A 23,910-nucleotide genomic window follows, 5' to 3' on the forward strand; every position below is an offset into this window, starting at 1 on the left:
AACTAACCCATTGAAAACAGGCCTAACTTTTTGGGGGCGTGACGCCGCGATTTTTGCCCCGATACTGCTTGGCACCGATCGGTCGAGGAGCCGGTCGCCGATCAAGCCAAGACAACCGGGAGGAACTGATGCTCGACAAGGCGCCGAACAAGAAACTCTCCGATCTGCTCGACACGTTCGGCGCAGCCCTTGCCGCCGGCGACATCGACAAGGCGGTCGCCTGCTTTCAGGACGACTGCTACTGGCGCGATCTGGTGACCTTCACCTGGAACCTGAAGACGATGGAGGGCAAGGGCCAGGTTCGCGCCATGCTGGAAAGCCAGCTCGCCGGGACGAAACCTTCGCATTGGCACATCGCCGAGGGCGAGGACGCCACCGAAAGCGACGGCCTCGTCGAAGGCTGGATCAGCTTCGAGACGCAGGTGGCGCGCGGCTTCGGCCACATCCGGCTGAAGAACGGCAAGATCTGGACACTGCTCACCACCATGGCCGAGCTGAAGGGCCACGAGGAGAAATCCGGCTTCACCCGCCCGCTCGGCGCCAAGCACGGCCACGGCAAGGACCGCAAGAGCTGGAGAGAGGAGCGCGAGGACGAAATCGCCGAACTCGGTTTCTCCAGGCAGCCCTACGCGCTCATCATCGGCGGCGGCCAGGGCGGCATCGCGCTCGGCGCGCGGCTGAGGCAACTCGGCGTACCGACAATCATCATCGAGAAGAACGAGCGGCCGGGCGATTCCTGGCGCAAGCGCTACAAGTCGCTCTGCCTGCACGATCCGGTCTGGTACGACCACCTGCCCTATATTGACTTCCCGAAGAACTGGCCGGTCTTCGCGCCGAAGGACAAGATCGGCGACTGGCTGGAAATGTACACAAAGGTGATGGAGCTGAATTACTGGGCTTCCACCACCGCAAAATCGGCCAAATACGACGAGAAGGCCGGCGAATGGACCGTCGTCGTTGAGCGCGACGGCAAGGAAATCACCTTGAAGCCGAAGCAGCTGGTGCTCGCCACCGGCATGTCCGGCAAGGCGAACTGGCCCAAATACAAGGGACAGGATATCTTCAAGGGCGAGCAGCAACACTCCTCGACCCATCCCGGCCCGGAGAAATACCGCGGCAAGAAGGTCGTCGTGATCGGCTCCAACAACTCCGCCCACGACATCTGTGCGGCCCTTTGGGAAGGCGGCGCCGACGTCACCATGGTGCAGCGCTCGTCCACCCATATCGTGCGCTCCAACACGCTGATGGATATCGGCCTCGGCGCCTTCTATTCCGAGCAGGCGGTGCAGAACGGCATGACGACGCGCAAGGCGGACCTGATTTTCGCCTCCCTGCCCTACAGGATCATGCACGAGTTCCAGATCCCGCTCTATGAGCAGATGCGCGAGCGCGACAAGGATTTCTACGACGCGCTCGAAAAAGTCGGCTTCATGCACGATTGGGGCGACGACGGCTCGGGCCTGTTCATGAAGTACCTGCGCCGGGGTTCGGGCTACTACATCGACGTCGGTGCCTGCGACCTCGTCATCGACGGTTCGATCAAGCTCAAGACCGGCAAGGGCGCGGCGGTGCAGGAACTGACCGAAACCGGCGTGAAATTCGTCGACGGCACCGAACTGCCGGCCGATCTCGTCGTCTACGCCACCGGCTACGGCTCGATGAACGGCTGGGCCGCTGACCTGATCTCGCAGGAAGTCGCCGACAAGGTGGGCAAGGTGTGGGGCCTCGGTTCGGCCACCACCAAGGACCCCGGCCCGTGGGAAGGCGAGCAGCGCAATATGTGGAAGCCGACACAGCAGCCCGCGCTCTGGTTCCACGGCGGCAACCTGCACCAGTCCAGGCACTATTCGCAGTACCTGTCGCTGCAATTGAAGGCGCGGCAGGAAGGCATCGCGACGCCGGTCTACGGCCTGCAGGAAGTCCATCACAAGGCCTAGCGGCCCGCGTCTCCGAGGCGGCAGGCGCCGCCTCGGGCCGTTTGCATCGCATTTTCCCTATCTCGTTAACGACATCTGAACCACGCCGCCACACGCGGGCTTAACCCCGTGCGGTCTACAGTCGGACCGGTGGGGTAAGGGAAATGACGGTCCATGTTCGTCGAACGTGAGGTCTCCGGCGGCGAGACGACATCGCAGGAGCGGCGCGACGCCGGCCAGAGCGACAAGCGCATTCTCGGCAACGTGGTGCGTTGCGACGGCGCGCGCGCCACCATCGCGGCCTTCGCCGACGACGCCGAAGGCGCGGTGACGGCCCAGTGGAAAGTCGGCCGCATGATCTCGATCAACCTCGGCTCCACCCGCACCGTCGGACTGGTCTACGCCATCGGCAAGTCGGACTTGGCCTGGAACGCCGAAAGCCAGAACCCGATCGAGGTGTCGGTCGAACTGATCGGCGAGGTGCGCGACGCGACCGAACCGGGCGGCAAGCCGGTGTTCGACCGCGGCATCACCAACTATCCTCATATCGGCGCCATCGCCCACTATATTCGCAACCGCGATCTTCAGGCCGTCTACGATCTCGCCGGCCGGCGTTCCATCACCGTCGGCTCGCTGTCGCAGGATGAAGCGGTCGACGCCAACATCGCCATCGACGACACGCTGGCGCGCCATTTCGCCGTCGTCGGCACCACCGGTGTCGGCAAGTCCACCGCCGTCTCGCTGCTGTTGCGCAAGACGCTCGCCGCGCGGCCGGACCTGAGGGTGCTGATCCTCGATCCGCACAACGAGTTCGCCGCCTCCCTGTCCGAACACTGCGTCAAGGTGGATACCGCAAGCCTCGACCTGCCGTTCTGGCTGTTCAGGCTGGAAGAATTCACCGAGGTGCTTTTCCGCGGCCGCGAGGCGGTGCCGGAGGAAGTCGATCTCCTGCGCGACCTCATCCCGGTGGCCAAGAACCTCTATCGCAATCCCAATGCCGGCATGTTCCTCAAGCGCGGCGTCGATGCGCTGACTGCCGACACGCCGGTGCCTTACCGGATTGCCGACCTCGTCCGACAGATCGACGAGCGTATCGGCATGCTCGAAAGCAAGAACGACCGCCCCGCGCTCAAGGCGCTCAAGACGCGCATAGAGCAGGCGTCCGCCGATCCGCGCTACCGCTTCATGTTCAATTCGAGGCTGATCGAGGACACCATCCACGAAACGATCGGCAACATCTTCCGCGTGCCGCATCACGGCCGCCCCGTCACCTGCTTCGAGATGGCGGGCATGCCCTCCGAGGTGGTCAATTCGGTCTGCTCGGTGCTGGCGCGGCTCGCCTTCGACCTGGCGCTGTGGAGCAACGGGCGGCTGAAACTCCTGCTGCTTTGCGAGGAAGCGCATCGCTATATGCCCGCCGACAGCAAGCTGGGTTTTGCGCCCACCCGCCATGCGCTCTCGCGCATCGCCAAGGAAGGCCGCAAATACGGCTGCTATCTGGGCATCGTCACCCAGCGCCCCGGTGAACTCGACCCGACGATCCTGTCGCAATGCTCGACGGTCTTCGCCATGCGGCTGGCCAACGAACAGGACCAGGCGATCATCCGCTCGGCCATTGCCGACTCGTCCGCCTCGACCCTGTCCTTCCTCTCTTCGATGGGTCAGCGCGAGGCGATCGCCTTCGGCGAGGGTGTCGCCACCACCATGCGGCTGAAGTTCGAGAAGCTCGATCCCTCCCTGATCCCCGGATCGGTGAAATATGTCGGCGACGTTCCCGCCGATTCATCCGGCGACGACGTCGATCTGGCGGCGATCGTCGGCCGCCTGCGCAATGTGCCGAAGCCGCAGCAGACCGCCGCCTTCACCGAAATGGCCGACACGGACCGCCAGGCCGGCGATCCCGGCTACCGCAAGCCTGCCGCGCCGGGCATCCAGCCGAGCGATGACTTCGACCTCCGCTACGGTCTGAAGTCCGCCACCTTCGGCATGCGCCCGCAGAACGAATAACGGTAGTCCGCAACCCTCCTTCTCCCCGTTCACGGGGAGAAGGTGCCCGAAGGGCGGATGAGGGGCAGAGCCGACCTCGACAAGCAGGCGCCGCCCCTCACCTGCCTGCCGGCATCCTCTCCCCGTAAACGGGGCGAGGAAAGCAGCTTCAACGGGATTTCAGGCGCTGATGCGGTTGCGGCCCTGCCGCTTGGCCTCATAGAGGTGGCGGTCGGCGCGGCGATAGAATTCGTCGGCCGTTTCCTTGCGGTTCCATACGGCGAGCCCGACGCTGGCGGTGACCGCCAGGCGCACGTTGCCGGAGAGCACCGCCATGCCGGCGATCGCCTTGCGGATGCGCTCGGCAAACTTGGCCAGTTGCTCGGCATCCATGTTCGGCGCCACCACGGCGAACTCCTCGCCGCCCAGCCGCGCCACCACATCGTGATAGCGCGTCATGTCCATCAGGCACCGGGCCACCGCCTTCAGCACCTCGTCGCCGATATCATGGCCATGCGTGTCGTTGATCTGCTTGAAATGATCGAGGTCGAGGATCATCAGGCCCATCGGCTTGCCGATGCGGCGGAACTCCTCGAGGTATTCCTTCAGCGCATCGTCGAAATAGCGGCGGTTCTGCATGCCCGTCAGGCCGTCGGTCAGCGCGGCCTGCTCCAGCGTCTCCGAACGCGCCGAGAGCGATTCGGTCATGACGCGCAGCTTGGCCTCCTCCTTCACCTGCCGGCGGATCAGCGGATAGATGAAGAAGACGCCGAAGAAAAACGCCGTGGCGATCAGCACGCCGATCGCGAACAGCAGCTTCGAAAGATAGGCGATGTCGGTGTCATGCGACGGCCCGAAGTCGCCCGCCGCGGTCTGCATGAAGTCGAAAGCATGCAGCGTCACCAGGCCGGCGGCCAGGATCACGAAGATGAACACGAAGAAGGCCGACTCGGCCTGGTGGAAACGCATCTGCCGCCCGCGAGAAGGAATGCCGAGCCCTTATGACACCAAGGGGCTTACGAGGTCCTTAATTCCGGCAACTTGAACGCGAAATTTTCCCAAAGCGCAACATGCAGCCGGTTGTATCCACAGCGACGCGTCAGATCGTGGTTTCCATATCGTCACCGGACCTGAGGCGCCGCCACTCGCCGCCGAGCTGATGCCGGAACCAGGTCGCCTGCCGCTTGGCATATTGCCGCGTGGCGATCTTGGCGCGCTCGATCGCGACCGCAGCGCTCATCGTGCCGGCCAACGCCGCCTGGAGCTCGCGCACGCCGATCGCCTTCATTGCCGGCAGCGCCGGGTCGAGGCCGAGCGCGGACAGCTCGCGCACTTCCTCCAGCGCACCGTTGTCGATCATGGCATCGAAGCGCCGTTCGATCCGGCCGGCAAGTGCCGCGCGATCCGGCTCGATGACGAGGAAACGCGCGCTGGCGCGGTCGATCAGCGGCGCCGTACTATCCTTCTGCCACGCCAGGATGGAACGGCCCGACGCCTCCAGCACTTCCAGCGCCCGCACGATGCGCTGTCCGTCGGAGGCCCTGAGCTGCCGCGCGGCGTCGGCGTCACGATCCGCCAGGATTCCATGGAGAGCCGGCGCCCCACGCTCGTTCATCTCGTTGCGCCAATGCTGGCGGATCGCCGCCGGAATGTCCGGCATCTGCGGTATGCCTTCGGCCAGGGCGCGAAAATAAAGGCCCGTGCCGCCGACGAAGATCGCCCGCCGCCCGGCGAGCCGGTCCTCCTCGATCAGGCCCGTCACATCGCGCAGCCACGCGCCGGTGGAATAGGCGACCGAAGGGTGCACATGGCCGTAAAGAAGATGCGGCGCGCGCGACAATTCCACCCGCCCCGGCCGTGCCGTCAGCACGTCGAGGATCGCGTAACCCTGCATGGAATCGGTGTTGACGATGACGCCGCCGGTCCGTTCGGCCAGATCGAGCGCCAGCGCCGACTTGCCGCTGGCGGTCGGGCCGGCTATCAGGATCGCGTCTTTCACGCGGCCTTTGCCGGCCTGCCCCACCGGATCGTCCATGCCGCTCGTCGCCACGCTCATTGTCCATCCTTCACGCCCGGCGCTCGATGCCGGCCTTGCGAATATGGCGGCGGCCACCGTCGGCGCAAGAGCGATGCGCTGGCTGGACGAAGGCATCGCCTGCGATCTCGAGCTCCCCGCCGGCATCGATGCCGCCTCGGCCACCGCCGCGCTGCGGACGGCGCTTGCCGACTCGCCGGTGGACATCGTCGTCCAGCCGCAGGAGAACCGACGCAAGAAGATCCTCATTGCCGACATGGATTCGACCATGATCGACCAGGAATGCATCGACGAACTGGCGGACGAGGTCGGCCTGAAGGAGCACGTCGCCGCCATCACTGCCCGCTCGATGAACGGCGAGATCGCCTTCGAACCCGCCCTACGGGAACGGGTCGCGTTGCTGAAAGGCCTCGATGCGACGGTGATCGAGCGCATCATCGCAAACCGCCTGACGCTGGCTTCCGGCGGCGCGGCGCTGGTCGCCACCATGCGCGCCAACGGCGCCTATACCGCGCTCGTCTCCGGCGGCTTCGATGTCTTCACCCGTCGCATCGCCGCCATGCTGGGCTTCCATGAGAACCGCGCCAACCATCTGCTCGAGGCTGACGGGCGCCTTGCCGGCGAGGTCTCCGAGCCGATCCTCGGCCGCGACGCCAAGGCCGCGGCGCTCAGGGAGATCGCCGCACGGCTCGGCCTGACGCCGGCGGATGCCATTGCCGTCGGCGACGGCGCCAACGATCTCGACATGCTGCGCCTGGCCGGCACCGGCGTCGCGCTCCACGCCAAGCCGGCGGTGGCCGCCGAGGCGAAGGTGCGCATCGACCATGCCGACCTGACGGCACTGCTCTACCTGCAGGGCTACGCTCGCGAGGATTTCGCCACATGAAGCCGATCCGAACGGAACGCCTGATCCTGCGCAACTGGCGCGACGACGACCGGCCGCTGTTCCACCGCATCAACAGCGACGAGCAGGTCATGGAGTTCTTCCCCTTCCGCCGCAGCCGCGCCGAGGCCGACGCCAAGCTCGACGCATTCCGCGCCGAGATCGAGCACGACGGCTTCGGCTGGACCGCCGCCGAGGTTGCGCAGACAGGCGAGTGCATCGGTTTCGTCGGATTGCATGGCGCGGAGAACAAGCCGGTTCCGAACGCCGGCGCGGTCGAGATCGGCTGGCGCCTGGCGCCGGAATACTGGGGCAAGGGCTACGTCAGCGAGGCCGCCCGCGCCTGGCTCGCCTTCGGCTTCGAGACGCTGGAGCTCGACGAGATCGTCTCCTTCGCGGTCTGGAACAATACCCGCTCGACCGCCGTCATGGAGCGCATCGGCATGCGCCGCGATCCCGCGCGCGACTTCGACCATCCGGGCGTGCCGGACAGCCACCCGCATCTCAAGCGGCACTTCTTTTACGCAATATCCCGTAATGACTGGTTTCAATCGCCAAAACAGAACCCGCCGCTTTCGTGATTCAACCGGTCCGGATACCGTCATGGTCAACCCGATGCCCGTTTTCGTCATCAATCTCGACAGGTCGCCGGATCGACTGCGCGCCATTCGCGAAAATGCGGGATCATACGGCATCGAACTGACCCGGATTCCGGCGGTCGACGGCGCCAAGCTGCCTCCCGATCAGCCCCTGCCCGTCGACAGGAAGACGTTCGAACGCATACACGGCAAGCGTATCCTGCCGGCCGAGATCGGCTGTTATCTCAGTCATCTCAATGCGCTGGAGACGATTGCCAAGGGCGACGCATCCCACGCGGTGATCGTCGAGGACGATGTCGGTTTCAACGCCGGCTTCGTTCCCTTCCTGGAGAGATTGCGCACCTTCGAAGGCTGGGATGCGGTGAAGCTGGTCAACCATCGGACGCACGGCTTCGTCGCGCACGCGCGGATCGATGATTCCGTCCGGATAGGCCGCTGCGCACACGGCCCATGCGGAAGTTCGGCGGCCTATGTGGTGACGAAGGCAGGCGCGGCACGCCTGCTGGACACGCTGAGCCCGATGCGGTTGCCATATGACGTTGCCTTGGAAAGAGGGTGGTCCGGAAACGGCTATGCCATATTTTCCACGGACAGGCCGCTGGTCGCGCTCGGCCCGGTCGAAGCAAGCACGATCGCGGCCACATCCGGCGTTTACAAAAAAGCCACGTTTCCGCCGCACAGGCGGATAGGAACGCTGATCTTCCGGATTAGCGATTATCTTCGGCGTATAGTCTTCGCACTCCAGCGGAAAGATCTTCATCGTATCCAATGAACTTAACCAGGAACTTTCTTCTTCGGCGTCGTGTCGACCACTGGGTCCTGTTCGGCGGCGCCGTGGCTCAGGCTGTTCGCAACGGTTTCTCCGCCCTGGCGACCTTTGCGTTCTCCTGCATAGGTTTCTACCTGTGGGCGGGACGGCACAGATCGGTCCGCCCTCTGTGTAGCCCCTATCACTGGCTTGCGCTTTGCTACGTCACCTGGTCCTGCGGCCTGATCGTGCTGCGCAGCGAACATCCGCTCCACGATCGGCAGATGAGCTATTCGCTGCTTTGCGGTTTCTTTGCCTTTTGCGGAGCAGGGATGGTGCTGATCGGCGACCCTTTGCGAAGCTTCGTGCTCGGATCGCGGGTGGGAGTCGTCGTCGCCTTCGCCATCGGCTTGGGCTATGCGCTCTTCGAGCCGATAAGGCAGGGGATGGGCGGGAACGAAGCCGTCTTCGCCTTCACGGCGGCCATATCGACGCTCACCGCCGCCATTCCCCTCAAGGCGCCGCCACGCTGGGCGCCGAACGGCCCCTACTATCTGATAGCAGGCTCTCTCGCCGTCCTGTTTTCTGAAACCAGGGCGGTCTTCGTTCCCTTGCTGCTTGCCGCATTCGTCGAAATCGGATGGACGCTCCTGACCCGTCCGGGACGCTCCAAGTCGATAGCGTTGCTGGCGACGGCGGCTGGAATAGCCATTCTGGTCGCCTTGCCCGGGACACGGCAGAACCTGGAAACCCGCATCGATCCGTGGATCGACTATATCTTCGCTGACCAATCCGCCGAACAGGAGGGCGTTTCGGAATCGGATATGATCAGAAGTTACCTTTGGCAGGGAGCTGCAAAAGTCATTGCTTCGCATCCGATTATCGGCGTGGGAGCCGAAGCGAAAATGCAGGCGATCATTGCCGAACAGTCATCACCGGGCGAACAGGAGATCCTTAAACCCTTCATCCACACCCACAATGCCGTTCTGGACGAATTGCTGAACGACGGCGCCGTCGGGCTGATCATCATGATCGGCCTGTTCGGGTCGATCGCGAAGTATCTTTGGGCGGGTTGCGCAAACAACGCGGAAAGAAGGAACCTTCTCTACTTCCTCCTGATCTCCCTATCCTACGGGATGTTTCACAACCCGCTTCTGCATGAAATGACGATCGCGACGATCTTCCTCTACCTTGGCGTGTTGCATGCCGCTTTCGCGCGACGGCGCCGCAGACGGCGAATTGGCCTTCCGGTTTCAACGGCCGAAACCTCGCCCCTCCAGGCATAGGCCACCCGGTTCCCCGTTTCCACGCCAACGTGAAAAGCGCCGACCGGAACTATATTCCCGATCCGGTCGACGGTGAGGCTCAGTCCATCCGGATCGTCACGAAGCGCAGTTCGCCGGTCTTCGACGCCAGCATCAGCAGCGCGTTCTTGCGGCCCTGCTCCTTGAGCGCACCGATGCGGTCCATGACGTCCTTCGGCGTCTTGACCGATTCCTGCGCGATCTCGGTGATGACTTCGCCAGGCTGGATGCCGCGTTCGGCGGCCGCCGAATCCTTGGCAACGTCGGTGATGACGACGCCGGAGATATCGGGCGCGATGCCGAACTTGCTGCGCGCATCGTCGTTCAGTTCGCCGATCGTCATGCCGAGCACGGAAGCGGTGGCGACCTCGGCGCCGTTGTCGCTGCCATTGTCCTCGCCGGCCGCGCCCTCCTCGCTGCCGGCCAGCTTCTCGCCGTCCTCGAGGCGGCCGAGCGTGACCTGAACGGTCATTTCCTTGCCCTTGCGCACCAACTCCACGTCGACGGCCTTGCCGACGGGGCTTTCGGCCACCACGCGCGGCAGATCGCGCATCTCGTCGATCTCCTTGCCGTCGAATTTGGTGATGACGTCGCCCGGCTGGATCTGGCCGTTGTCGACCGGCCCGCCTTTGATGATGCCGGCCACCAGCGCGCCCTTGGCTTCCTTCATGCCGAGGCTTTCGGCGATGTCGTCGGTCACCGGCTGTATGCGCACGCCGAGCCAGCCGCGCCGCGTCTCGCCATACTGGCGAAGCTGGTCGACCACGCCGACGGCAAGCTGCGAGGGGATCGAAAAGCCGATGCCGATCGAACCGCCCGAGGGCGAGATGATGGCGGTGTTGATGCCGATGACCTCGCCGTTCATGTTGAACAGCGGCCCGCCGGAATTGCCGCGATTGATGGCGGCGTCCGTCTGGATGAAGTCGTCATACGGCCCGGAATTGATGTCGCGGTTGCGGGCCGAGATGATGCCGACGGTGACCGTGCCGCCGAGGCCGAACGGGTTGCCGATCGCCATCACCCAGTCGCCGATGCGCATGGTGTTGGAATCGCCGAACTTCACCGCCGTCAGCTTGTGGCCCTTGGGATCGACCTTGAGAACGGCGATGTCGGTCTTGGTGTCGGTGCCGACCAGCGTCGCCTTCAGCGTCACGCCGTCGGAGAAATTGACCTCGATGTCGTCGGCGTCGGCGATGACGTGGTTGTTGGTCACCACGATGCCCTGCTCGGCGTCGATGACGAAGCCGGAGCCCAGCGACTGCACCTTCTGGCTGCCGCCGTCGTTGTCGCCGCCGCGCTTGTTGAAGAAGTCGTCGAAGAAATCCTGGAAGGGCGAGCCTTCGGGAAGCTGCGGCATCGGCACCGCGCCCGGCCCTTCCGTGCCCTTCACCGTCTGCGAGGTGGAGATGTTGACGACCGCGCCGAGCAGCTTCTGGGCCAGGTCGGCCACCGAGGCCGGCCCGTTCGTCGGCGGCGTCGCCTGGGCGAAGACGGGCGCGACACTGGTCGCCAGCATCGCCGCTGTCGCGGCCGCGACGACGGTGCGCCTCGCCGCGCGCACAAGGGTTTTGTTCGTCATCGCAGGCCTCCCGGCAGTTTCGAGAAAAGATTCGCTACGCCCAAGATGGCGCGTTGCGTCATGTTGGCAAGAAATGCGGCGCGTTTGCGGCTGCAAGGCCGGTGCGCCGACAAAATGCAGCCGTATCCGGCCTCATCCGCGCACCAGCCAGACGATGCCGACGCCGACGGCGACCGCAACCAGGCCGGCGACCCGCAGCGCGCCTTCCGGCATTGCCAGAACCTCGCTGGCGAGCTTGCGGGCGAGATTGGGAAAGCCGCCATAGACGACGCCCTCGATGACGAGGACAAGGCCCATGGCGGCCCAGAAGTCCTGCACCGGACCTATTGTCCGGTGGCAGGTTGGGCAGGCGCCGGCGCGGCTGCGCTCGGCGCGGAACCGGCGGCCGCGGTGCCTTGCGAATCGCGGAAGAAACGGAGGAATTCCGAATTCGGTGACAAGAGCATCGTCGTGCCGGTGTTGTCGAGCGCCGTGCCGTAGGCGCTCATCGAGCGGTAGAACTCGAAGAAGCCCGGATCGCGGTTATAGGCGTTGGCATAGGTGGCGCTGCGCTGGGCATCGCCCTCGCCGCGCAGGATCTCGGCTTCCTTCTGCGCCTCGGCGACGATCTCGATGACCTCGCGGTCGGCGCGGGCGCGGATGCGCTGGGCCGCCTCGTTGCCGCGTGCCCTCAGCCTTTCGGCCTCGGCCAGACGCTCCGCCTTCATGCGGTCATAGGTTTGCTGCGAGACCTCGGCCGTGAGATCGGTACGGCGGATGCGCACGTCGTCGATCTCGAGGCCCAGCGAAGCAGCGTCGGGCCTCAGTTGGTCGCGCACCTCGCGCATCATGTCGGCGCGTTCTTCCGAAAGGGCCGCCTCGAAGCCGCGCAGGCCGTAGACCCGGCGCAGCGCCGCGTCGAGACGCGTCTTCAACCGCTGCTCGCCCAGTTCGATCGAGCCGGACACGGCGGAGCGGAAGACGCGCGGATCGGAAACGCGATAGGCGATGAAGGCGTCGACCTCGTAAAACTTGCCGCCCGAGACCTGGACGCGGATGTTGTCGAGGTCGAAGCGCATCACGCGCTTCTCGATCATCTGCACGTTGTCGGCCTCGAACATGGAAAACGGCAGCTTGAAATAGATGCCGGGCTCGGTCTTGACGTCGACGATCTCGCCGAAGCGCAGCACGATGGCCTGCTGGCGGGCGTTGACGACGAAGATCGACGAATAGGCGAGGAACAGCACGATCGCCACAAGGACGGCGATAAAGGGCAGACGATTAGCCATCACGGCGTCCCTCCGGCGTTCGCATTCGGTGCCTTCGGCGCCACTTCCGGCAGCGGCAGATAGGGCAGCACGCCCTGCGTGTTGCCTTCGCCGAGGATGACCTTGTTGGAATCCTTCAGGACCTTCTCCATCGTCTCGAGATAAATGCGCTTGCGGGTCACGTCCGGCGCCTTGGCATATTCGTCGTAGACCGAGATGAAGCGCTGCGCCTCACCCTCGGCTTCCTGCACGACGCGATTCTTGTAGGCGGCCGCCTCCTCGCGCACCTGCGCGGCTTGGCCGCGGGCGGCACCCAGCTTCTGGTTGGAATACTGGTTCGCCTGCTCGACGAACTTGTCCTCGTCCTGCTCGGCGCGCTGCACTTCGTCGAAGGCATCGGCCACTTCGCGCGGCGGCGCCGCGTCCTCGATGGAGACGGCGTTGATGTTCAGGCCTGCCTTGTAGCCGTCCAGCGTGGTCTGGATGATCTGGCGCACCGATTCGGCGATGCCCTCACGGTCGTCGCGGAAGATGTCCTGTGCCGGACGCCGGCCGACGGCCTCGCGCATGGCGCTCTCGGCCACCTGCCTCAGCATGCCGTCGGGATCGGAAACGTCGAACAGATACTGTTTCGGGTCGGAGACCTGGTAGGCGACGGAGAACTGCACGTTGACGATGTTCTGGTCGCCTGACAGCATCAGGCCGGACGTGCCGGACGAGCGCGCGGCGTCGCCGATGTTGACCAGCTGTTCGGAAATCTTGGCGGTTTCGACCCTGTCGATCGGCCACCAGTGGAAGTGCAGGCCAGGCTCGGAAAGCTCGGCCTTGGGCTTGCCGAAGCGCAGTTCCACCGCCACTTCGTCCGGCTGCACCGTATAGATCGCCTTGAACGCCCACAGCGCCAGAAGCACCAGCACGATCAGCCCGATCAGCGCCGGCGAGGCGCCGCCGCCACCCGGAAGCGCCTGGCGCAGCCGGTCCTGTCCGCGTCGGATGATGTCTTCAAGATCGGGCGGTGTTCCCTGCGGTCCGTTCGGTCCGCGCGGCCCCTGACCCCATGGCCCCTGATTGTTGCCGCCGCCACCCCACGGGCCGCCGCCTCCGCTCTTGTCGTTCCAGGGCATGATGTCCTTTCGCTGGGTTCCCTCTGGGCGCCGGGACGCAACGCCCCGGAACACAACTCCACTGTCCTTCTATAGGGACGCCGCCACGCGCTTTCAACGTGAAGCCTGCCGCTTCGAACCGTTTGAAATGCCGCACCCTGCCGATTGCCGTGCCCGGCGGGCCGCTCAGGCGGATTTCCGCCTGCGTTCGTAGACGACATGGCGCGTCGGATGGCTGTCCTTTTCGCCGGCCGGCACGTCCTCGGCGCTGACGATGCTCCAGATCGCCGGATCGATCGGCGGGAAGCGCGTATCGCCGTCGACCGCCGCCTTCACATGGGTGACGGAGAGCCGGTCGGCCAGGGGCAACGCCTGCGCATAGATTTCGCCGCCGCCGATGACGCAGATCTCGTCGACGCCGGCCATGCAGCGCCCCCTCGCCCGCGCCAGCGTCAGCGCATCCGGCAGCGAATGCACCACCTCCGCACCCTCAACCCGACAGGCGGGATCGCGCGTCACGATGATGTTGAGGCGGCCCGGCAACGGCCGCTTGGGGAAACTTTCCCAGGTCTTGCGGCCCATGACGATCGGCCGGCCCATCGTCTCGGCCTTGAAGCGCTTGAGATCGGTCGAAAGCCGCCACGGCAGGCCGCCGTCACGGCCGATGACGCCGTTCTCGGCGATAGCGACATGAATCACGACGTCCATCAGCCGCCCTTCCCGCTATCCAGATCCTGCGGCCGGTCGAGGAACAGGATATCGATGTCGCGTTCGGGGTCGAAGTCCTTCGCCGTCATCTGAAAGGTCGTCGGGCCGGTCTTCTTCACGCCCTTGCCGCAGAAGGAAACGAGGCTGGCCGGATAGCCCTTGTCCACCGTCAGCTTGAACTTGCCGATGGTGCCGCCGGCCCAGTTACCGCCAGTCGTGAGAATATAGGCCAGCCGGCTCTCGTAACGCGGCGAATTGCCTTCGGGACCGGGTGCGGCCATGGCCTTGCGCACCGCCTTTTCGAAATCAGCATCCATGCAATAGCGCTTCTTGTAGGCGTCGTATTCGCCGTCGAACTTGCCGTCGCCATAGAAGTTCAGCCCGACGGTGCCGCCGAGGCTCGGCTTGTAGCGGTGCGAAACGCGCACCGGCTTGCCCGCCGGGAAGGTGGCGCGCCACCAATAAGTCGACCGCAATTGCCAGTATGGCCGGCGCACCGTCTTCCAGCCCGAACCGTCGTCGAATTCGTCGAGGACGATAATGCCGCGCGCAAGCCAGTCGTCGGCGATAGACTGCGGCAGCTTCGCCAGCGCATCGCTCACGGCATCCCCGAACGGATAGAACGGCACCTTCTGCGCCTTCAGGTCGGCGCTGACGTCGAGGCCGGCGGCGAACGCCCGCTGCTCCAGTTGCGGCGTCAGCGGCTTGCCGTCCATCGTCGCCTCGAAATCGAGGAAATTGTCCCTGTCGTCGGGGATGGAGGGAACCTCGTTCGGGTTGCCCTCGATGTCCGGCATCGGGAAAGCGACGATGGTGTCGATGGCCTTGTCGGTGCCGTTGCGGAACACATAGTCGACAGTCACCTTGTCGCGCGACAGGAAAAGATCCTCGCTTTCCATGGAAATGGAATCGGAGCGCGCGAGCACAAGGCCGCCCGTTCCCAACTCAGCCACGGAATCGTTGGCGACCGCCGGTGTGCCCGCCACTACAATCGCCGCTACGGTCAGGAATCTGCGCATCATACCCCTCATGCCGTCGAACCTACCTGCTTGGCTGCCCTTCGCAAGCCTTGTCGGTCAAGTGCGGCGGCATCAAGTCCGCCACTGGACACCTTCGCCGCCTTCGGGCAGGACAACGCCATGCGAAAAATCCTCGTCGTCGGCATCGGCGCCGGCAATCCCGAGCACCTGACGATCCAGGCCATCAACGCGCTGAACCGCGCGGACGCCTTGTTCATCCCCGACAAGGGCGAGCGGAAAAGCGAACTGGCCGAACTGCGCCGCGAAATCTGCGACCGCTTCGTCACCAATCCGGCATCGCGCCGGGTCGAGTTCGCCGTTCCGGTGCGCGCCAAGCCAACCGGTTCCTATCGCCAGACGGTCGACGACTGGCACGCCGCGATCGCCGAAATCTACGAGCGCCTGCTCCTGAGCGAGATCGACGAAGACGGCTGCGGCGCCTTCCTGATCTGGGGCGATCCCTCTCTCTACGACAGCGCGCTGCGCATCCTTGAGCGCGTCACGCGGCGCGGCAACGTCGAGTTCGTGCTGGAGGTCATTCCCGGCATCACCGCCATCCAGGCGCTCGCGGCGAGTCACAAAATGGCGCTCAACCGCATCGGCGACCCGTTCCTCGTCACCACCGGGCGACGACTGGCCGAGGACGGCATGCCGGACAATGCCGGCACGGCCATCGTGCTGCTCGACGGTCAGCAGGCGTTCCTGTCCGTCGCCGACAAGAGTGCCACTATCCACTGGGGTGCCTATCTCGGCACGAAGGACGAAATTCTTCTCTCAGGCCGGCTGGGCGACGTGGAAGAAAAGATCGTGCGCGTGCGGGAAGAGGCACGGCAGCGGCACGGCTGGATCATGGATACGTATCTCTTGAGGAAAGCCGGCAACTAATTTCCACCCACCGCGCCACCCCTCACCTGGCTGCCGCCATCCTCTCCCCGTAAACGGGGAGAGGGGTCTTGGCCGCAACGTCTCGCTATTCGCGAAACGCTGGCGATTGGCGAAACCAGCAGAGCGCGCACCTCGCCCCGTTTACGGGGAGAGGATGGCGGCAGCCAGGTGAGGGGCTGCGCGGTGGGTGGAAATTAGCCAGCAGCTCCGCTGACCTTCACCCCGCCTCAATCTCCGCCTGCAACGCTTCCATATGCGCCGCCGCGGCCGAGGCGGCCGCCCGCTCGATGGCGCGGTAGCGGCTGACGACGGCGAGCCCCACAGGCGTCAGTTGCGCGCCGCCGCCCTTGCGGCCGCCGGTCTGGGCGGCCACCAGCGGCTTGCCGAACACCCGGTTCATGTCCTCGACGAGGTCCCAGGCATGCTTGTAGGACATCTCCATGCCGCGCGCGGCCGCAGAGATCGAGCCGAAGGCGGCGATCTGCTCCAACAGTTCGATCTTGCCGGGACCGATGCGGCCGTCCGGGTCGAGATTGATGCGCAGGCTCAGCGACGGCATGACGGTCTCCTCGCCTCAGCATAGCGGCCTTCACCGAAAGCCGCTATTCCAAATCCGTATAACGCACGACGGCCGCTCATGCATCGATCTCGACACGCAAGCCCGCTGCCGTGTTGGCACGGTCGAAGCTCAGCGTCTTGACCACGGCGAACACTTCCCGTCCTGGCTCCAGCCCCAGCGCCAGTCTCGACTGGCGGGTGATGCGCGAAACGATCGTCGCGCCGCCGCAGTCCATGCGCACATCCACCGAAGCGTCATCCTCCGTCTCGATCGAGACGACGTGCCCGGCCAGTACGTTAAGCGCCGACAGCCCGTGCGGCCGCTCGGTGGCGATCATCACGTCGCGGGCGCGGATGCGCACCCGGACCGGCGCGCCGACGGCGAGGTCGAGGCGCGGCACACGAACCTCGCCGGCCGCAGAGGAAAGCACCGTCATGGCGAATTCCGCGTCATGGCGCGCCACGATCGTCTCCAGCAGCGCGCCGCCCTCGCCGCGCTCCTCGTCGGGCAAAAGGTCGAGGCGTTGCAGGATCGCCGCCGCCGGCCCCGCCGCCGTGACCTTGCCGGCCGAGAGCACGACGACCTCGCTCGCCAGCCGCGCCACCTCGGCGACGGAATGGCTGACATAGACGATTGGAATCTTCGTCTCGTCGCGCAGCCGCTCGATATAGGGCATGATCTCGGCCTTGCGCGCCTCGTCCAGCGAGGCCAGCGGTTCGTCCATTAGGAGCAGCCTCGGGCTGGCGAGCAAGGCGCGTCCGATCGCCACGCGCTGCTTCTCGCCGCCGGACAGGCCGGAGGGACGGCGGTCCAGCAGGGCGCCGATGCCGAGCAGGTCCACCACCGCATCCATCCCGGCATAGCGCTCGGCCGCCGGCGTAAAGAAGCGGCCGTAGCGCAGGTTCGCCGCCACGCTCATATGCGGGAACAGCCGCGCGTCCTGGAACACCAGGCCGACGCGCCGCTTGTGCCTCGGCACGAAGAGACGCCTTTCGGTGTCGACCAGCACGCGCCCGTCCACCGCCACGCGCCCGCGCTCGGGCCTCGCCAGCCCGGCGATGATGTTGATGAGCGAGGATTTCCCCGAGCCGGACGGGCCGAACAGCGCCGTCAGCCGCCCGGCGCTTTCGAAATGCGTCTCGAGCAAGAAACTGCCCTGCCGATGGGCGATGTCGATAGCGAGCGTCATGCCAGGTCCAAGCTCCGGCCGACGCGCCGCGCCAGCACTTCCGACACCACCAGCGCCGCCATCGAGATGACGATGGAGATGAGCGTCAGCCTCAGCGCGCCCTCGTCGCCGCCCGGCACCTGCGTGAAGGTGTAGATCGCCGACGGCAGCGTCTGCGTTTCGCCCGGAATGTTGGAGACGAAGGTGATGGTGGCGCCGAACTCGCCCATCGCCTTGGCGAAGGACAGGATCATGCCGGCGATGATGCCGGGCAGGATCAGCGGCAGCGTGACGGTGGCGAACACCCAGCCGACATTGGCGCCGAGCGTGCCGGCAGCCGCTTCAAGCCTGCGGTCCACCGCCTCGATGGACAGGCGGATGGCGCGAACCATCAGCGGAAAGCCCATCACCGCGCAGGCAAGTGCGGCACCCGTCCAGCGGAAGGAAAAGACGATGCCGAAATGCTCGGCGAGAAACGCGCCGGCCGGCCCGCGCTTTCCGAAAGCCAGCAGCAGCAGATAGCCGGTGACGACCGGCGGCAGCACCAGCGGCAGGTGGACGACGCCGTTGAGCAGCGTCTTGCCCCAGAACCGGCCCCGCGCCAGAAGCAGCGCGATCAGGATGCCCGGCGGCAGGCTCGCCAGCATCGCCACCGTCGCCACCTTGATCGACAGCCTGACCGCGTTCCATTCGTCGGGAGTAAGGTCGGTCAGCCAGTTCATGCGCGGTCCGGAAATTGGTCAGGGCGACTGCATACCACATCCCCGCTCCGGCTTGCTTGGCAAACCACCTCTCCCTCTCAAAAGGGGAGAGGAAGGACGCCAAGCCTGCGGGCGATGTTTCCTCTCCTCCGTGGAACGGGGGAGAGGTGCCGAGCAGAGCGAGGCGGAGTGGAGGTCGAATTCACACGCAATCGTCCCAACAGCCCGGCCTCGCCGTCTCAGTTGCTCGGGGCGAGCACGGTAAACCCCTGCCCCTTGAAAATCTCGGCCGCCTTGGCCGATTGCAGGCATTTCAGGAATGCCGGCGTCTCGGCGTCCTTGGAATCGGTCGTCTGCGCCACCGGATAGACGATCGGCCTGTGCGAATCCTCGGGGAAGGTGCCGATCACCTTGACGCCGGGCTCGGCCACCGCATCGGTGGCGTAGACGATGCCGGCCGCCGCCTCGCCGGTCGCCACCAGCTTGAGCGCCGCGCGCACGTTCTCCGCCTGCGCGAGCTTGCCCTCGACGGCGCCCCACATGCCGAGCTTTTCCAGCGCCTCCTTGCCGTACTTGCCGGCCGGCACCGATTTCACCTCGCCCATGGCGAGCCTGCCGTCGCCGAGCAGGCCGGCGAGGTCGAAGCCCTTCTCCAGCTTGGCCTCGGCCGTCGAATCCTTCGGCGCCACCAGCACGATGGCGTTGCCGAGCAGCTTCACCTCCGTGTCCGGCTTCACCAGCTTCTTGTCGGAGAGGTACTTCATCCAGTCGAGGTCGGCCGAGACGAAGACGTCGGCTGGCGCGCCGGCCTCGATCTGCTTGGCCAGTGCCGAGCTTGCCGCGTAGGAGATCGCCGCCGCCTCGCCGACTTCCGGCTCGCACGCCGCGTTCACCGCATCCAGCGCGTTCTTCATGCTGGCGGCGGCGAACACCGTCACCTTGCCGTCGTCGGCACGCGCGGCCGACAGGCCCGCCGGCAGCGCCACGGCCACCCCGCAAACGGCCATCAGACCGGCCACCGAAACCCTGCTCACGTTCATCGAACCTCTCCCAGCCAATTGAAGGCCATGCAGCCGAAAATCTCCAAGGCGATATATTCACATGAACATAACAATGAAAAGCCTCCTTGCCGTTTTCTACGCCAAAAGCGTTTAACTGGCCAGCTGGAACGCCATACGATCGATCCCGCTGGAAAGAACGAATCCTCGGAAGATCGACCGTGAAGATCAGCGCGCGCAACACGCTCAAGGGCAGGATCGTCGAGATCAGCAAGGGTGCCACCACCTCGCATGTCAGGATCGATATCGGCGGCGCCACCGTCACCGCCTCGATCACGAGGCGGTGAACGAACTGAAGCTCGCCGTCGGCAGGCAAGCCTATGCGGTTATCAAGGCATCGGACGTGATGGTGGGCGTGGATTGAAGGTCAATCCTTCGTTCACGACAGGGGCGCCTCACCGGCGCAATCCCCCCTCTCCGTCGCGCTACGCGCCACCTCTCCCCCCGTTCCGGGTGGAGAGGATAGGCCGGCCGCAAGGCTTGGCTCTCATCCTCTCCCCTCACGAAGTGGCGGAGAGGTGGCGCGCCCGCAGGGCGCGACGGAGAGGGGGCAGTGCCACTGGGGCGAGTCCTCTAAACCGCGATCGGCGCCTTGATGCTGGCATCGGCGACGTAGTTGTCCAGCCTGAAATCCTCGAAGCGGAAGGAAAACAGGTCCTTCACGTCCGGGTTGATCCACAGCGTCGGCAGTTGCTTCGGCGTGCGCTGAAGCTGCTCGCGCGCCTGCGCAAAGTGGTTCGAATAGAGGTGCGCGTCGCCCAGCGTGTGGACGAAGTCGCCCGCCTTCAGCCCCGTCACCTGCGCGATCATCATGGTGAGCAGCGCATAGGAAGCGATGTTGAAGGGCACGCCGAGGAAGATGTCGGCCGAGCGCTGGTAGAGCTGGCAGGAAAGCCGCCCGTCGGCGACGTAGAACTGGAACAGGCAGTGGCACGGCGGCAGCGCCATCTCGTCCACCTCAGCCGGGTTCCAGGCCGAGACGATCAGCCGCCGCGATTGAGGATTCTGCCGTATCTCGTTCAGAAGATTCGCGATCTGGTCGATGGTGCCGCCATGCCCGTCGGGCCAGCTGCGCCATTGCTTGCCGTAGACCGGGCCAAGTTCGCCCTTCTCGTCCGCCCACTCGTCCCAGATGGTGACGCCGTGGTCGTTGAGATACCTGATGTTGGTGTCGCCGGCTAGGAACCAGAGCAGTTCGTGGATGATCGACTTCAGATGCAGCTTCTTGGTAGTCAGCACCGGGAAGCCGCGGCCGAGATCGAAGCGCATCTGGTGGCCGAACACCGAACGCGTGCCCGTGCCGGTGCGATCGCCACGGTCGGTGCCGTGGCCGAGCACATGGCGCAGAAGGTCGAGGTACTGTTTCTCGGAACCTCCGGCATCGGCGGGTTGCGCCTGGTTGTCGATAGCCACCATATTCGACATGCGCTGGAGCACAGTTACCTCCTGAAACGTAGAAGGTACGTCTACCGTTCCATCCATACGCGTGGCTGGCGAATGCAGCATCCTGCCCGATATCCCAAATATCCATGCACAGGGGTTGTGAAGTGCTGTGCAAAACCGAGCCGACAACAGCCTCGGGTGCTTACACCCGAGGCGTCATCAGATTCTCAAATAAAAATGGAGTGTTTATGAACGGGGCAGAGCGCTCTCAGAGAGTGCCGAGCTTGCCCAGTTCCTTGGCGACCAGATAGTAGAAGGTCACGCGGCCCTTGGAGTTGTCGCCGGCCATCGCCTTGGCGACCTTGGCAACGGCGGCTTCCGCCTTGGCGGCGTCGACGCCGAGCTTCTTCACGCCCCAGTTGTCGCGCACGCGGTCGAGTTCCTTCTGGTCGGTCGCCGAAACCAGCGAGGAGTCGCGGTTCCTCAGCGCGATGCCCAGGTGCTTGACGATCTTGTCCACCACGGCGGCGTCGGCGCCGGCATCGTATTTCTTCACGTCTGCGAGATAGTCGGCCATCGGAAACTTCCCCTCGTCGGAGCCATGTTGACTGCCGGAGACCGGCCGGCGGCTCAGAGCCGGAACGGAATCTCCACACGGGCGGAGATTCCGGCGAGAGCGCGCGCGAGTCAACCCTGCGTGGCATTTTTGCCATGCGCCGCCACCGCCGCCTTTGCGACCTTCCCTTTTGCCCGGCCGGTCCCTATATTCGGTGCGTCGGCTCGTCCGACTATGGCGATAAACAGGCGATGCAATAAACCGTTCGGACCCGGGGGCGGTACCCGGCGCCTCCACCAAAAGCCGCCGCTTCGTTCGGCGGCTTCTGCTGGGGGCGAAACAGGATCGACGAAGGTGTAAAGATCGTTCTTTTGCCCGGCATTGTACCACCGTTATCGGGCTAAACTTATAGTTGCCAACGACAACTATGCGGAAGCTCGTCTCGCTGCGTAATGCGGCGCGAACGCTTCAAATCAAGTCCTAGCGGTTCGCACTTCTAGGCGGGGTTCGGAGGCACCTGGCAACAGAAGCCTCCACTTCTCTCCCCTGCCCGACCGTTCTCGCCGCAACGCGCCGCCAACCCGCGCGGCGCGCGAATTTCATCGCAACGAAGGTCTTTGACATGGATTCCGATCGCTTCTTCGTGCTCACCGGCGGACCGGGCGCCGGCAAGACGACGCTGGTCGAAGCGTTGCGCGCCAGGGGATTCGCCACCACCGAGGAGGCCGGACGGGGCGTCATCCGCGAGGAGATGGAGGCCGGCGGCGATGCCCTGCCCTGGATCGACCGCCAGCGCTTCGCCGAACGCATGTTCGAATGGGAATTGTCCTCCTATCGGCAAGCGGAACGGGAAGCCGGCGCCGTCTTCTTCGACCGCGGCCTGCCGGATACGCTCGGTTACCTCACACTCGAAGACCTGCCCGTACCGCCCTGGATGGAGGAAGAGGCATGGCGGCTGCGCTACCATGCCCACGTCTTCGTCGCCCCGCCGTGGAAGGATATCTTCGGCCAGGACGAGGAACGCCGGCAAAGCTGGCAGGTCGCCGTGCGCACCTATGAGGTCATGGTTCGCACCTATACGGACTTCGGCTACGACCTTGTCGAACTGCCTCGCGCGCCGGTCGCCCAGCGAATCGCCTTTGTACTGAGGGAAGCCGGACTGGCCGAATGAGGACAGATAAGGGAATAGGGGAGTAAGGCAGTAGGGAAGAAAGAACCGGCTCCTTCTCTTCCCTTATTGCCTTATTGCGTTACTCCCCTATTCCTCTATTCCGCCGGCACTTCGGCCGGCTGGCGCGCGCTGCCCAGCGTCAGGTGCGCCAGCGTGAAGGAAATAACCGCGCACAGAGCGATGCCGGCCACCATCGGCAGCGGCGTGCCGTCGGCGAACACGCCCGCCACCGCCATCGCCGCCGCGCCGATGCCGAGCTGCAGGGTGCCGAGCAGCGCCGAGGCCGTGCCTGCGATCTCGCCATGCTCGTCCATCGCCAGCACAGAGGTGGAGGGAATGACGAGGCCGACGAAGCCGTAGCCGAAGAACAAAAGCGTCGCCAGCACGCCGAGGCTGTCGAAGCCCGACGCCATCAGCGCGAACAACAGCACCATGACGCTGGCATAGCCGGTCACCGCATAGCGCACGACCCGGCTGAGTCCGAAGCGGTCGGCGAGCCTGCCGATTAGCTGCGACATGGCGAAGAACGACACCGCGTTGATCGAGAAGAACAGGCTGTAGACGCGCGGCGTCAGCCCGTAGTGGTCGATCAGCAGGAACGACGAGTTCGACAGGTAGACGAAGAAGGACGAGATCGCGAACGAGCCGATCGCGGTCAGGCCAAGGAAATAGCGGTCGCGCAGCAGGAAGCGGTAGGCGCGAAGCGCCTCGCCGAACGAACTGCCGATGCGCTCCTCCGGCGGACGCGTTTCCTTGAGCGAGGTCGCAAGCAACACGACCGCGACGAGCGCCGCCACCGTCACCGCCCAGAAGACGCCGCGCCAGCCGAAGCTCTCGCTGATGAAGGAGCCCGTCAGCGGCGCCAGGATCGGCGATACCGAGAACACCAGCATCAGGAGCGACATCAGCTTGGCCGCCTCGTTGCCGGTATAGAGGTCGCGCACGATGGCGCGCGGCACCACCAGCCCGGCGGTCGCGCCGATGCCTTGCAGGAAGCGGAACGCCACCAGCCATTCAATCGTCGGCGCCAGCGCGGCGCCCACGCTGCCGACCAGGAAGAGCGCCAGTCCGACATAGAGCGGCCCCTTGCGGCCGTAGATGTCGGCGATCGGTCCGACGGCAAGCTGGCCGATGCCCATCGAGATGAAGAAGGCGAGCAGGCTCATCTGCACGCCCACCGGCCCGGCATGCAGGTCGCTGCCGATCGAGGGCATCGCCGGCAGGTACATGTCGATGGCGAACGGGCCGATAGCGGAAAGCAGGCCGAGGACGACCGCGAGGCCGAGAAATCTGGAATTCATG

General features: G+C 65.0%; 23 protein-coding genes, 1 other RNA gene and 1 pseudogene. 10 read left to right on the top strand and 15 right to left on the bottom strand.

What is annotated here, in order from left to right; genetic code table 11:
- The first annotated feature begins 128 nt into the window (after positions 1-128).
- Both FGU64_RS05895 and FGU64_RS05900 read left to right on the top strand, forming a co-directional pair.
- Entirely contained in the window at positions 129-1,937 is a 1,809-nt protein-coding gene (locus tag FGU64_RS05895; protein WP_139951269.1) for an NAD(P)/FAD-dependent oxidoreductase, read from the top strand.
- A gap of 153 nt (positions 1,938-2,090) precedes the next feature.
- A complete protein-coding gene (locus tag FGU64_RS05900) occupies positions 2,091-3,923 on the top strand; it encodes an ATP-binding protein (RefSeq protein WP_139951270.1) in 1,833 nt (610 codons plus the stop codon).
- Positions 3,924-4,082: 159 nt separating this feature from the next.
- Here FGU64_RS05900 and FGU64_RS05905 read toward each other — a convergent pair whose 3' ends face one another.
- Both FGU64_RS05905 and miaA read right to left on the bottom strand, forming a co-directional pair.
- Positions 4,083-4,871: a GGDEF domain-containing protein gene (locus FGU64_RS05905; protein WP_139951271.1), complete on the bottom strand. Its 789-nt coding sequence runs from the start codon at positions 4,869-4,871 to the stop codon at positions 4,083-4,085.
- 130 nt (positions 4,872-5,001) lie between these two features.
- A complete protein-coding gene (miaA, locus tag FGU64_RS05910) occupies positions 5,002-5,958 on the bottom strand; it encodes a tRNA (adenosine(37)-N6)-dimethylallyltransferase MiaA (RefSeq protein ID WP_139951272.1) in 957 nt (318 codons plus the stop codon).
- Between miaA and serB the strand changes: the two genes are divergently transcribed.
- From serB to FGU64_RS05930, 4 genes are read left to right on the top strand one after another with little or no spacing between them, the layout of a single operon-like run.
- Positions 5,936-6,823 carry a phosphoserine phosphatase SerB gene (serB, locus tag FGU64_RS05915; protein ID WP_139951273.1) on the top strand — a complete coding sequence of 296 codons (888 nt, stop codon included), beginning with the start codon at positions 5,936-5,938 and terminating at the stop codon, positions 6,821-6,823. The two genes, miaA and serB, sit on opposite strands and share 23 nt — an antisense overlap.
- A complete protein-coding gene (locus FGU64_RS05920; protein WP_139951274.1) occupies positions 6,820-7,401 on the top strand; it encodes a GNAT family N-acetyltransferase in 582 nt (193 codons plus the stop codon). The genes serB and FGU64_RS05920 overlap by 4 nt, the downstream gene beginning before the upstream one ends.
- Positions 7,402-7,423: 22 nt before the next feature.
- The gene (locus FGU64_RS05925; RefSeq protein WP_139951275.1) at positions 7,424-8,191 is read left to right on the top strand and encodes a glycosyltransferase family 25 protein; all 768 of its coding nucleotides are present in this window, start codon (positions 7,424-7,426) and stop codon (positions 8,189-8,191) included.
- A complete protein-coding gene (locus FGU64_RS05930; protein ID WP_139951276.1) occupies positions 8,188-9,453 on the top strand; it encodes an O-antigen ligase family protein in 1,266 nt (421 codons plus the stop codon). The genes FGU64_RS05925 and FGU64_RS05930 overlap by 4 nt, the downstream gene beginning before the upstream one ends.
- A gap of 79 nt (positions 9,454-9,532) precedes the next feature.
- On the opposite strand, the gene FGU64_RS05935 is transcribed toward FGU64_RS05930, so the two are convergent.
- The 6 genes from FGU64_RS05935 to FGU64_RS05960 form a co-directional block, all read right to left on the bottom strand.
- Positions 9,533-11,050 carry a DegQ family serine endoprotease gene (locus tag FGU64_RS05935; protein ID WP_139951277.1) on the bottom strand — a complete coding sequence of 506 codons (1,518 nt, stop codon included), beginning with the start codon at positions 11,048-11,050 and terminating at the stop codon, positions 9,533-9,535.
- Between the two features lie 132 nt (positions 11,051-11,182).
- Complete coding sequence (locus FGU64_RS05940; RefSeq protein WP_136353002.1) at positions 11,183-11,368, bottom strand: DUF2065 family protein; 186 nt, start codon at positions 11,366-11,368, stop codon at positions 11,183-11,185.
- Positions 11,369-11,373: 5 nt separating this feature from the next.
- A complete protein-coding gene (locus tag FGU64_RS05945) occupies positions 11,374-12,318 on the bottom strand; it encodes a protease modulator HflC (protein WP_139951278.1) in 945 nt (314 codons plus the stop codon).
- Positions 12,318-13,421 carry an FtsH protease activity modulator HflK gene (hflK, locus tag FGU64_RS05950; RefSeq protein ID WP_136353000.1) on the bottom strand — a complete coding sequence of 368 codons (1,104 nt, stop codon included), beginning with the start codon at positions 13,419-13,421 and terminating at the stop codon, positions 12,318-12,320. The genes FGU64_RS05945 and hflK overlap by 1 nt, the downstream gene beginning before the upstream one ends.
- A gap of 165 nt (positions 13,422-13,586) precedes the next feature.
- Positions 13,587-14,108 (bottom strand): dihydrofolate reductase, encoded by a 522-nt coding sequence (locus FGU64_RS05955; protein WP_139951279.1) that lies wholly within the window; start codon positions 14,106-14,108, stop codon positions 13,587-13,589.
- Positions 14,108-15,127 (bottom strand): DUF4424 domain-containing protein, encoded by a 1,020-nt coding sequence (locus FGU64_RS05960; RefSeq protein WP_139951280.1) that lies wholly within the window; start codon positions 15,125-15,127, stop codon positions 14,108-14,110. The genes FGU64_RS05955 and FGU64_RS05960 overlap by 1 nt, the downstream gene beginning before the upstream one ends.
- Before the next feature lie 120 nt (positions 15,128-15,247).
- Here FGU64_RS05960 and cobF point away from each other — a divergent pair, with 120 nt between their 5' ends.
- Positions 15,248-16,012, top strand: coding sequence for a precorrin-6A synthase (deacetylating) (cobF, locus tag FGU64_RS05965; protein ID WP_139951281.1), 765 nt, complete (start codon positions 15,248-15,250; stop codon positions 16,010-16,012).
- A 217-nt stretch (positions 16,013-16,229) separates the two neighbouring features.
- On the opposite strand, the gene FGU64_RS05970 is transcribed toward cobF, so the two are convergent.
- The 4 genes from FGU64_RS05970 to modA all read right to left on the bottom strand — a co-directional run bounded on the left by FGU64_RS05970 (position 16,230) and on the right by modA (position 19,480).
- Positions 16,230-16,571, bottom strand: a complete 342-nt coding sequence (locus FGU64_RS05970) for a winged helix-turn-helix domain-containing protein (protein WP_136352992.1) — start codon at positions 16,569-16,571, stop codon at positions 16,230-16,232.
- A gap of 76 nt (positions 16,572-16,647) precedes the next feature.
- Positions 16,648-17,760 (bottom strand): molybdenum ABC transporter ATP-binding protein, encoded by a 1,113-nt coding sequence (modC, locus tag FGU64_RS05975; protein ID WP_139951282.1) that lies wholly within the window; start codon positions 17,758-17,760, stop codon positions 16,648-16,650.
- Positions 17,757-18,461: a molybdate ABC transporter permease subunit gene (modB, locus tag FGU64_RS05980; protein ID WP_139951283.1), complete on the bottom strand. Its 705-nt coding sequence runs from the start codon at positions 18,459-18,461 to the stop codon at positions 17,757-17,759. Before modB ends, modC begins: the two co-directional genes overlap by 4 nt.
- A 218-nt stretch (positions 18,462-18,679) precedes the next feature.
- Positions 18,680-19,480, bottom strand: coding sequence for a molybdate ABC transporter substrate-binding protein (gene modA, locus FGU64_RS05985; RefSeq protein ID WP_139951284.1), 801 nt, complete (start codon positions 19,478-19,480; stop codon positions 18,680-18,682).
- Positions 19,481-19,659: 179 nt separating this feature from the next.
- Between modA and FGU64_RS05990 the strand changes: the two are divergent.
- Positions 19,660-19,862, top strand: a pseudogene (locus FGU64_RS05990) (TOBE domain-containing protein).
- Positions 19,863-20,071: 209 nt separating this feature from the next.
- Here FGU64_RS05990 and FGU64_RS05995 read toward each other — a convergent pair.
- A complete protein-coding gene (locus FGU64_RS05995; protein WP_139955276.1) occupies positions 20,072-20,914 on the bottom strand; it encodes a thymidylate synthase in 843 nt (280 codons plus the stop codon).
- A gap of 235 nt (positions 20,915-21,149) precedes the next feature.
- A complete protein-coding gene (locus tag FGU64_RS06000) occupies positions 21,150-21,458 on the bottom strand; it encodes a DUF2853 family protein (RefSeq protein WP_136352981.1) in 309 nt (102 codons plus the stop codon).
- Between the two features lie 158 nt (positions 21,459-21,616).
- On the opposite strand from FGU64_RS06000, the gene ssrA reads away from it, so the two are divergent.
- Together ssrA and FGU64_RS06010 are read left to right on the top strand one after the other, a co-directional pair.
- Positions 21,617-21,975: a transfer-messenger RNA gene (gene ssrA, locus FGU64_RS06005) on the top strand.
- 84 nt (positions 21,976-22,059) lie between these two features.
- The gene (locus FGU64_RS06010) at positions 22,060-22,608 is read left to right on the top strand and encodes an AAA family ATPase (protein WP_139951285.1); all 549 of its coding nucleotides are present in this window, start codon (positions 22,060-22,062) and stop codon (positions 22,606-22,608) included.
- Positions 22,609-22,703: 95 nt separating this feature from the next.
- Here FGU64_RS06010 and FGU64_RS06015 read toward each other — a convergent pair whose 3' ends face one another.
- Positions 22,704-23,909, bottom strand: coding sequence for a multidrug effflux MFS transporter (locus FGU64_RS06015; RefSeq protein ID WP_139951286.1), 1,206 nt, complete (start codon positions 23,907-23,909; stop codon positions 22,704-22,706).
- Between the last annotated feature and the right edge of the window lies 1 nt (position 23,910).

Origin of the sequence: Mesorhizobium sp. 8, from assembly GCF_006351905.1 — a bacterium.
Classification (GTDB): Bacteria; Pseudomonadota; Alphaproteobacteria; order Rhizobiales; family Rhizobiaceae; genus Mesorhizobium; species Mesorhizobium composti.

Excerpts from the sequence above, each read along its gene's own strand:
- FGU64_RS05930 (WP_139951276.1), top strand. The coding sequence starts at position 8,188 with ATGAACTTAACCAGGAACTTTCTTCTTCGGCGTCGTGTCGACCACTGG.
- modC (WP_139951282.1), bottom strand. The coding sequence starts at position 17,760 with ATGACGCTCGCTATCGACATCGCCCATCGGCAGGGCAGTTTCTTGCTC.
- FGU64_RS05935 (WP_139951277.1), bottom strand. The coding sequence starts at position 11,050 with ATGACGAACAAAACCCTTGTGCGCGCGGCGAGGCGCACCGTCGTCGCG.
- FGU64_RS06010 (WP_139951285.1), top strand. The coding sequence starts at position 22,060 with ATGGATTCCGATCGCTTCTTCGTGCTCACCGGCGGACCGGGCGCCGGC.
- FGU64_RS05960 (WP_139951280.1), bottom strand. The coding sequence starts at position 15,127 with ATGCGCAGATTCCTGACCGTAGCGGCGATTGTAGTGGCGGGCACACCG.
- FGU64_RS06000 (WP_136352981.1), bottom strand. The coding sequence starts at position 21,458 with ATGGCCGACTATCTCGCAGACGTGAAGAAATACGATGCCGGCGCCGAC.
- miaA (WP_139951272.1), bottom strand. The coding sequence starts at position 5,958 with ATGAGCGTGGCGACGAGCGGCATGGACGATCCGGTGGGGCAGGCCGGC.
- serB (WP_139951273.1), top strand. The coding sequence starts at position 5,936 with ATGCCGCTCGTCGCCACGCTCATTGTCCATCCTTCACGCCCGGCGCTC.
- FGU64_RS05900 (WP_139951270.1), top strand. The coding sequence starts at position 2,091 with ATGTTCGTCGAACGTGAGGTCTCCGGCGGCGAGACGACATCGCAGGAG.
- modB (WP_139951283.1), bottom strand. The coding sequence starts at position 18,461 with ATGAACTGGCTGACCGACCTTACTCCCGACGAATGGAACGCGGTCAGG.
- modA (WP_139951284.1), bottom strand. The coding sequence starts at position 19,480 with ATGAACGTGAGCAGGGTTTCGGTGGCCGGTCTGATGGCCGTTTGCGGG.
- FGU64_RS05895 (WP_139951269.1), top strand. The coding sequence starts at position 129 with ATGCTCGACAAGGCGCCGAACAAGAAACTCTCCGATCTGCTCGACACG.
- hflK (WP_136353000.1), bottom strand. The coding sequence starts at position 13,421 with ATGCCCTGGAACGACAAGAGCGGAGGCGGCGGCCCGTGGGGTGGCGGC.
- FGU64_RS05925 (WP_139951275.1), top strand. The coding sequence starts at position 7,424 with ATGGTCAACCCGATGCCCGTTTTCGTCATCAATCTCGACAGGTCGCCG.
- FGU64_RS05905 (WP_139951271.1), bottom strand. The coding sequence starts at position 4,871 with ATGCGTTTCCACCAGGCCGAGTCGGCCTTCTTCGTGTTCATCTTCGTG.
- FGU64_RS05970 (WP_136352992.1), bottom strand. The coding sequence starts at position 16,571 with ATGCCGTCGCTGAGCCTGCGCATCAATCTCGACCCGGACGGCCGCATC.
- FGU64_RS05920 (WP_139951274.1), top strand. The coding sequence starts at position 6,820 with ATGAAGCCGATCCGAACGGAACGCCTGATCCTGCGCAACTGGCGCGAC.
- FGU64_RS05945 (WP_139951278.1), bottom strand. The coding sequence starts at position 12,318 with ATGGCTAATCGTCTGCCCTTTATCGCCGTCCTTGTGGCGATCGTGCTG.
- FGU64_RS05955 (WP_139951279.1), bottom strand. The coding sequence starts at position 14,108 with ATGGACGTCGTGATTCATGTCGCTATCGCCGAGAACGGCGTCATCGGC.
- FGU64_RS05995 (WP_139955276.1), bottom strand. The coding sequence starts at position 20,914 with ATGGTGGCTATCGACAACCAGGCGCAACCCGCCGATGCCGGAGGTTCC.
- FGU64_RS06015 (WP_139951286.1), bottom strand. The coding sequence starts at position 23,909 with ATGAATTCCAGATTTCTCGGCCTCGCGGTCGTCCTCGGCCTGCTTTCC.
- cobF (WP_139951281.1), top strand. The coding sequence starts at position 15,248 with ATGCGAAAAATCCTCGTCGTCGGCATCGGCGCCGGCAATCCCGAGCAC.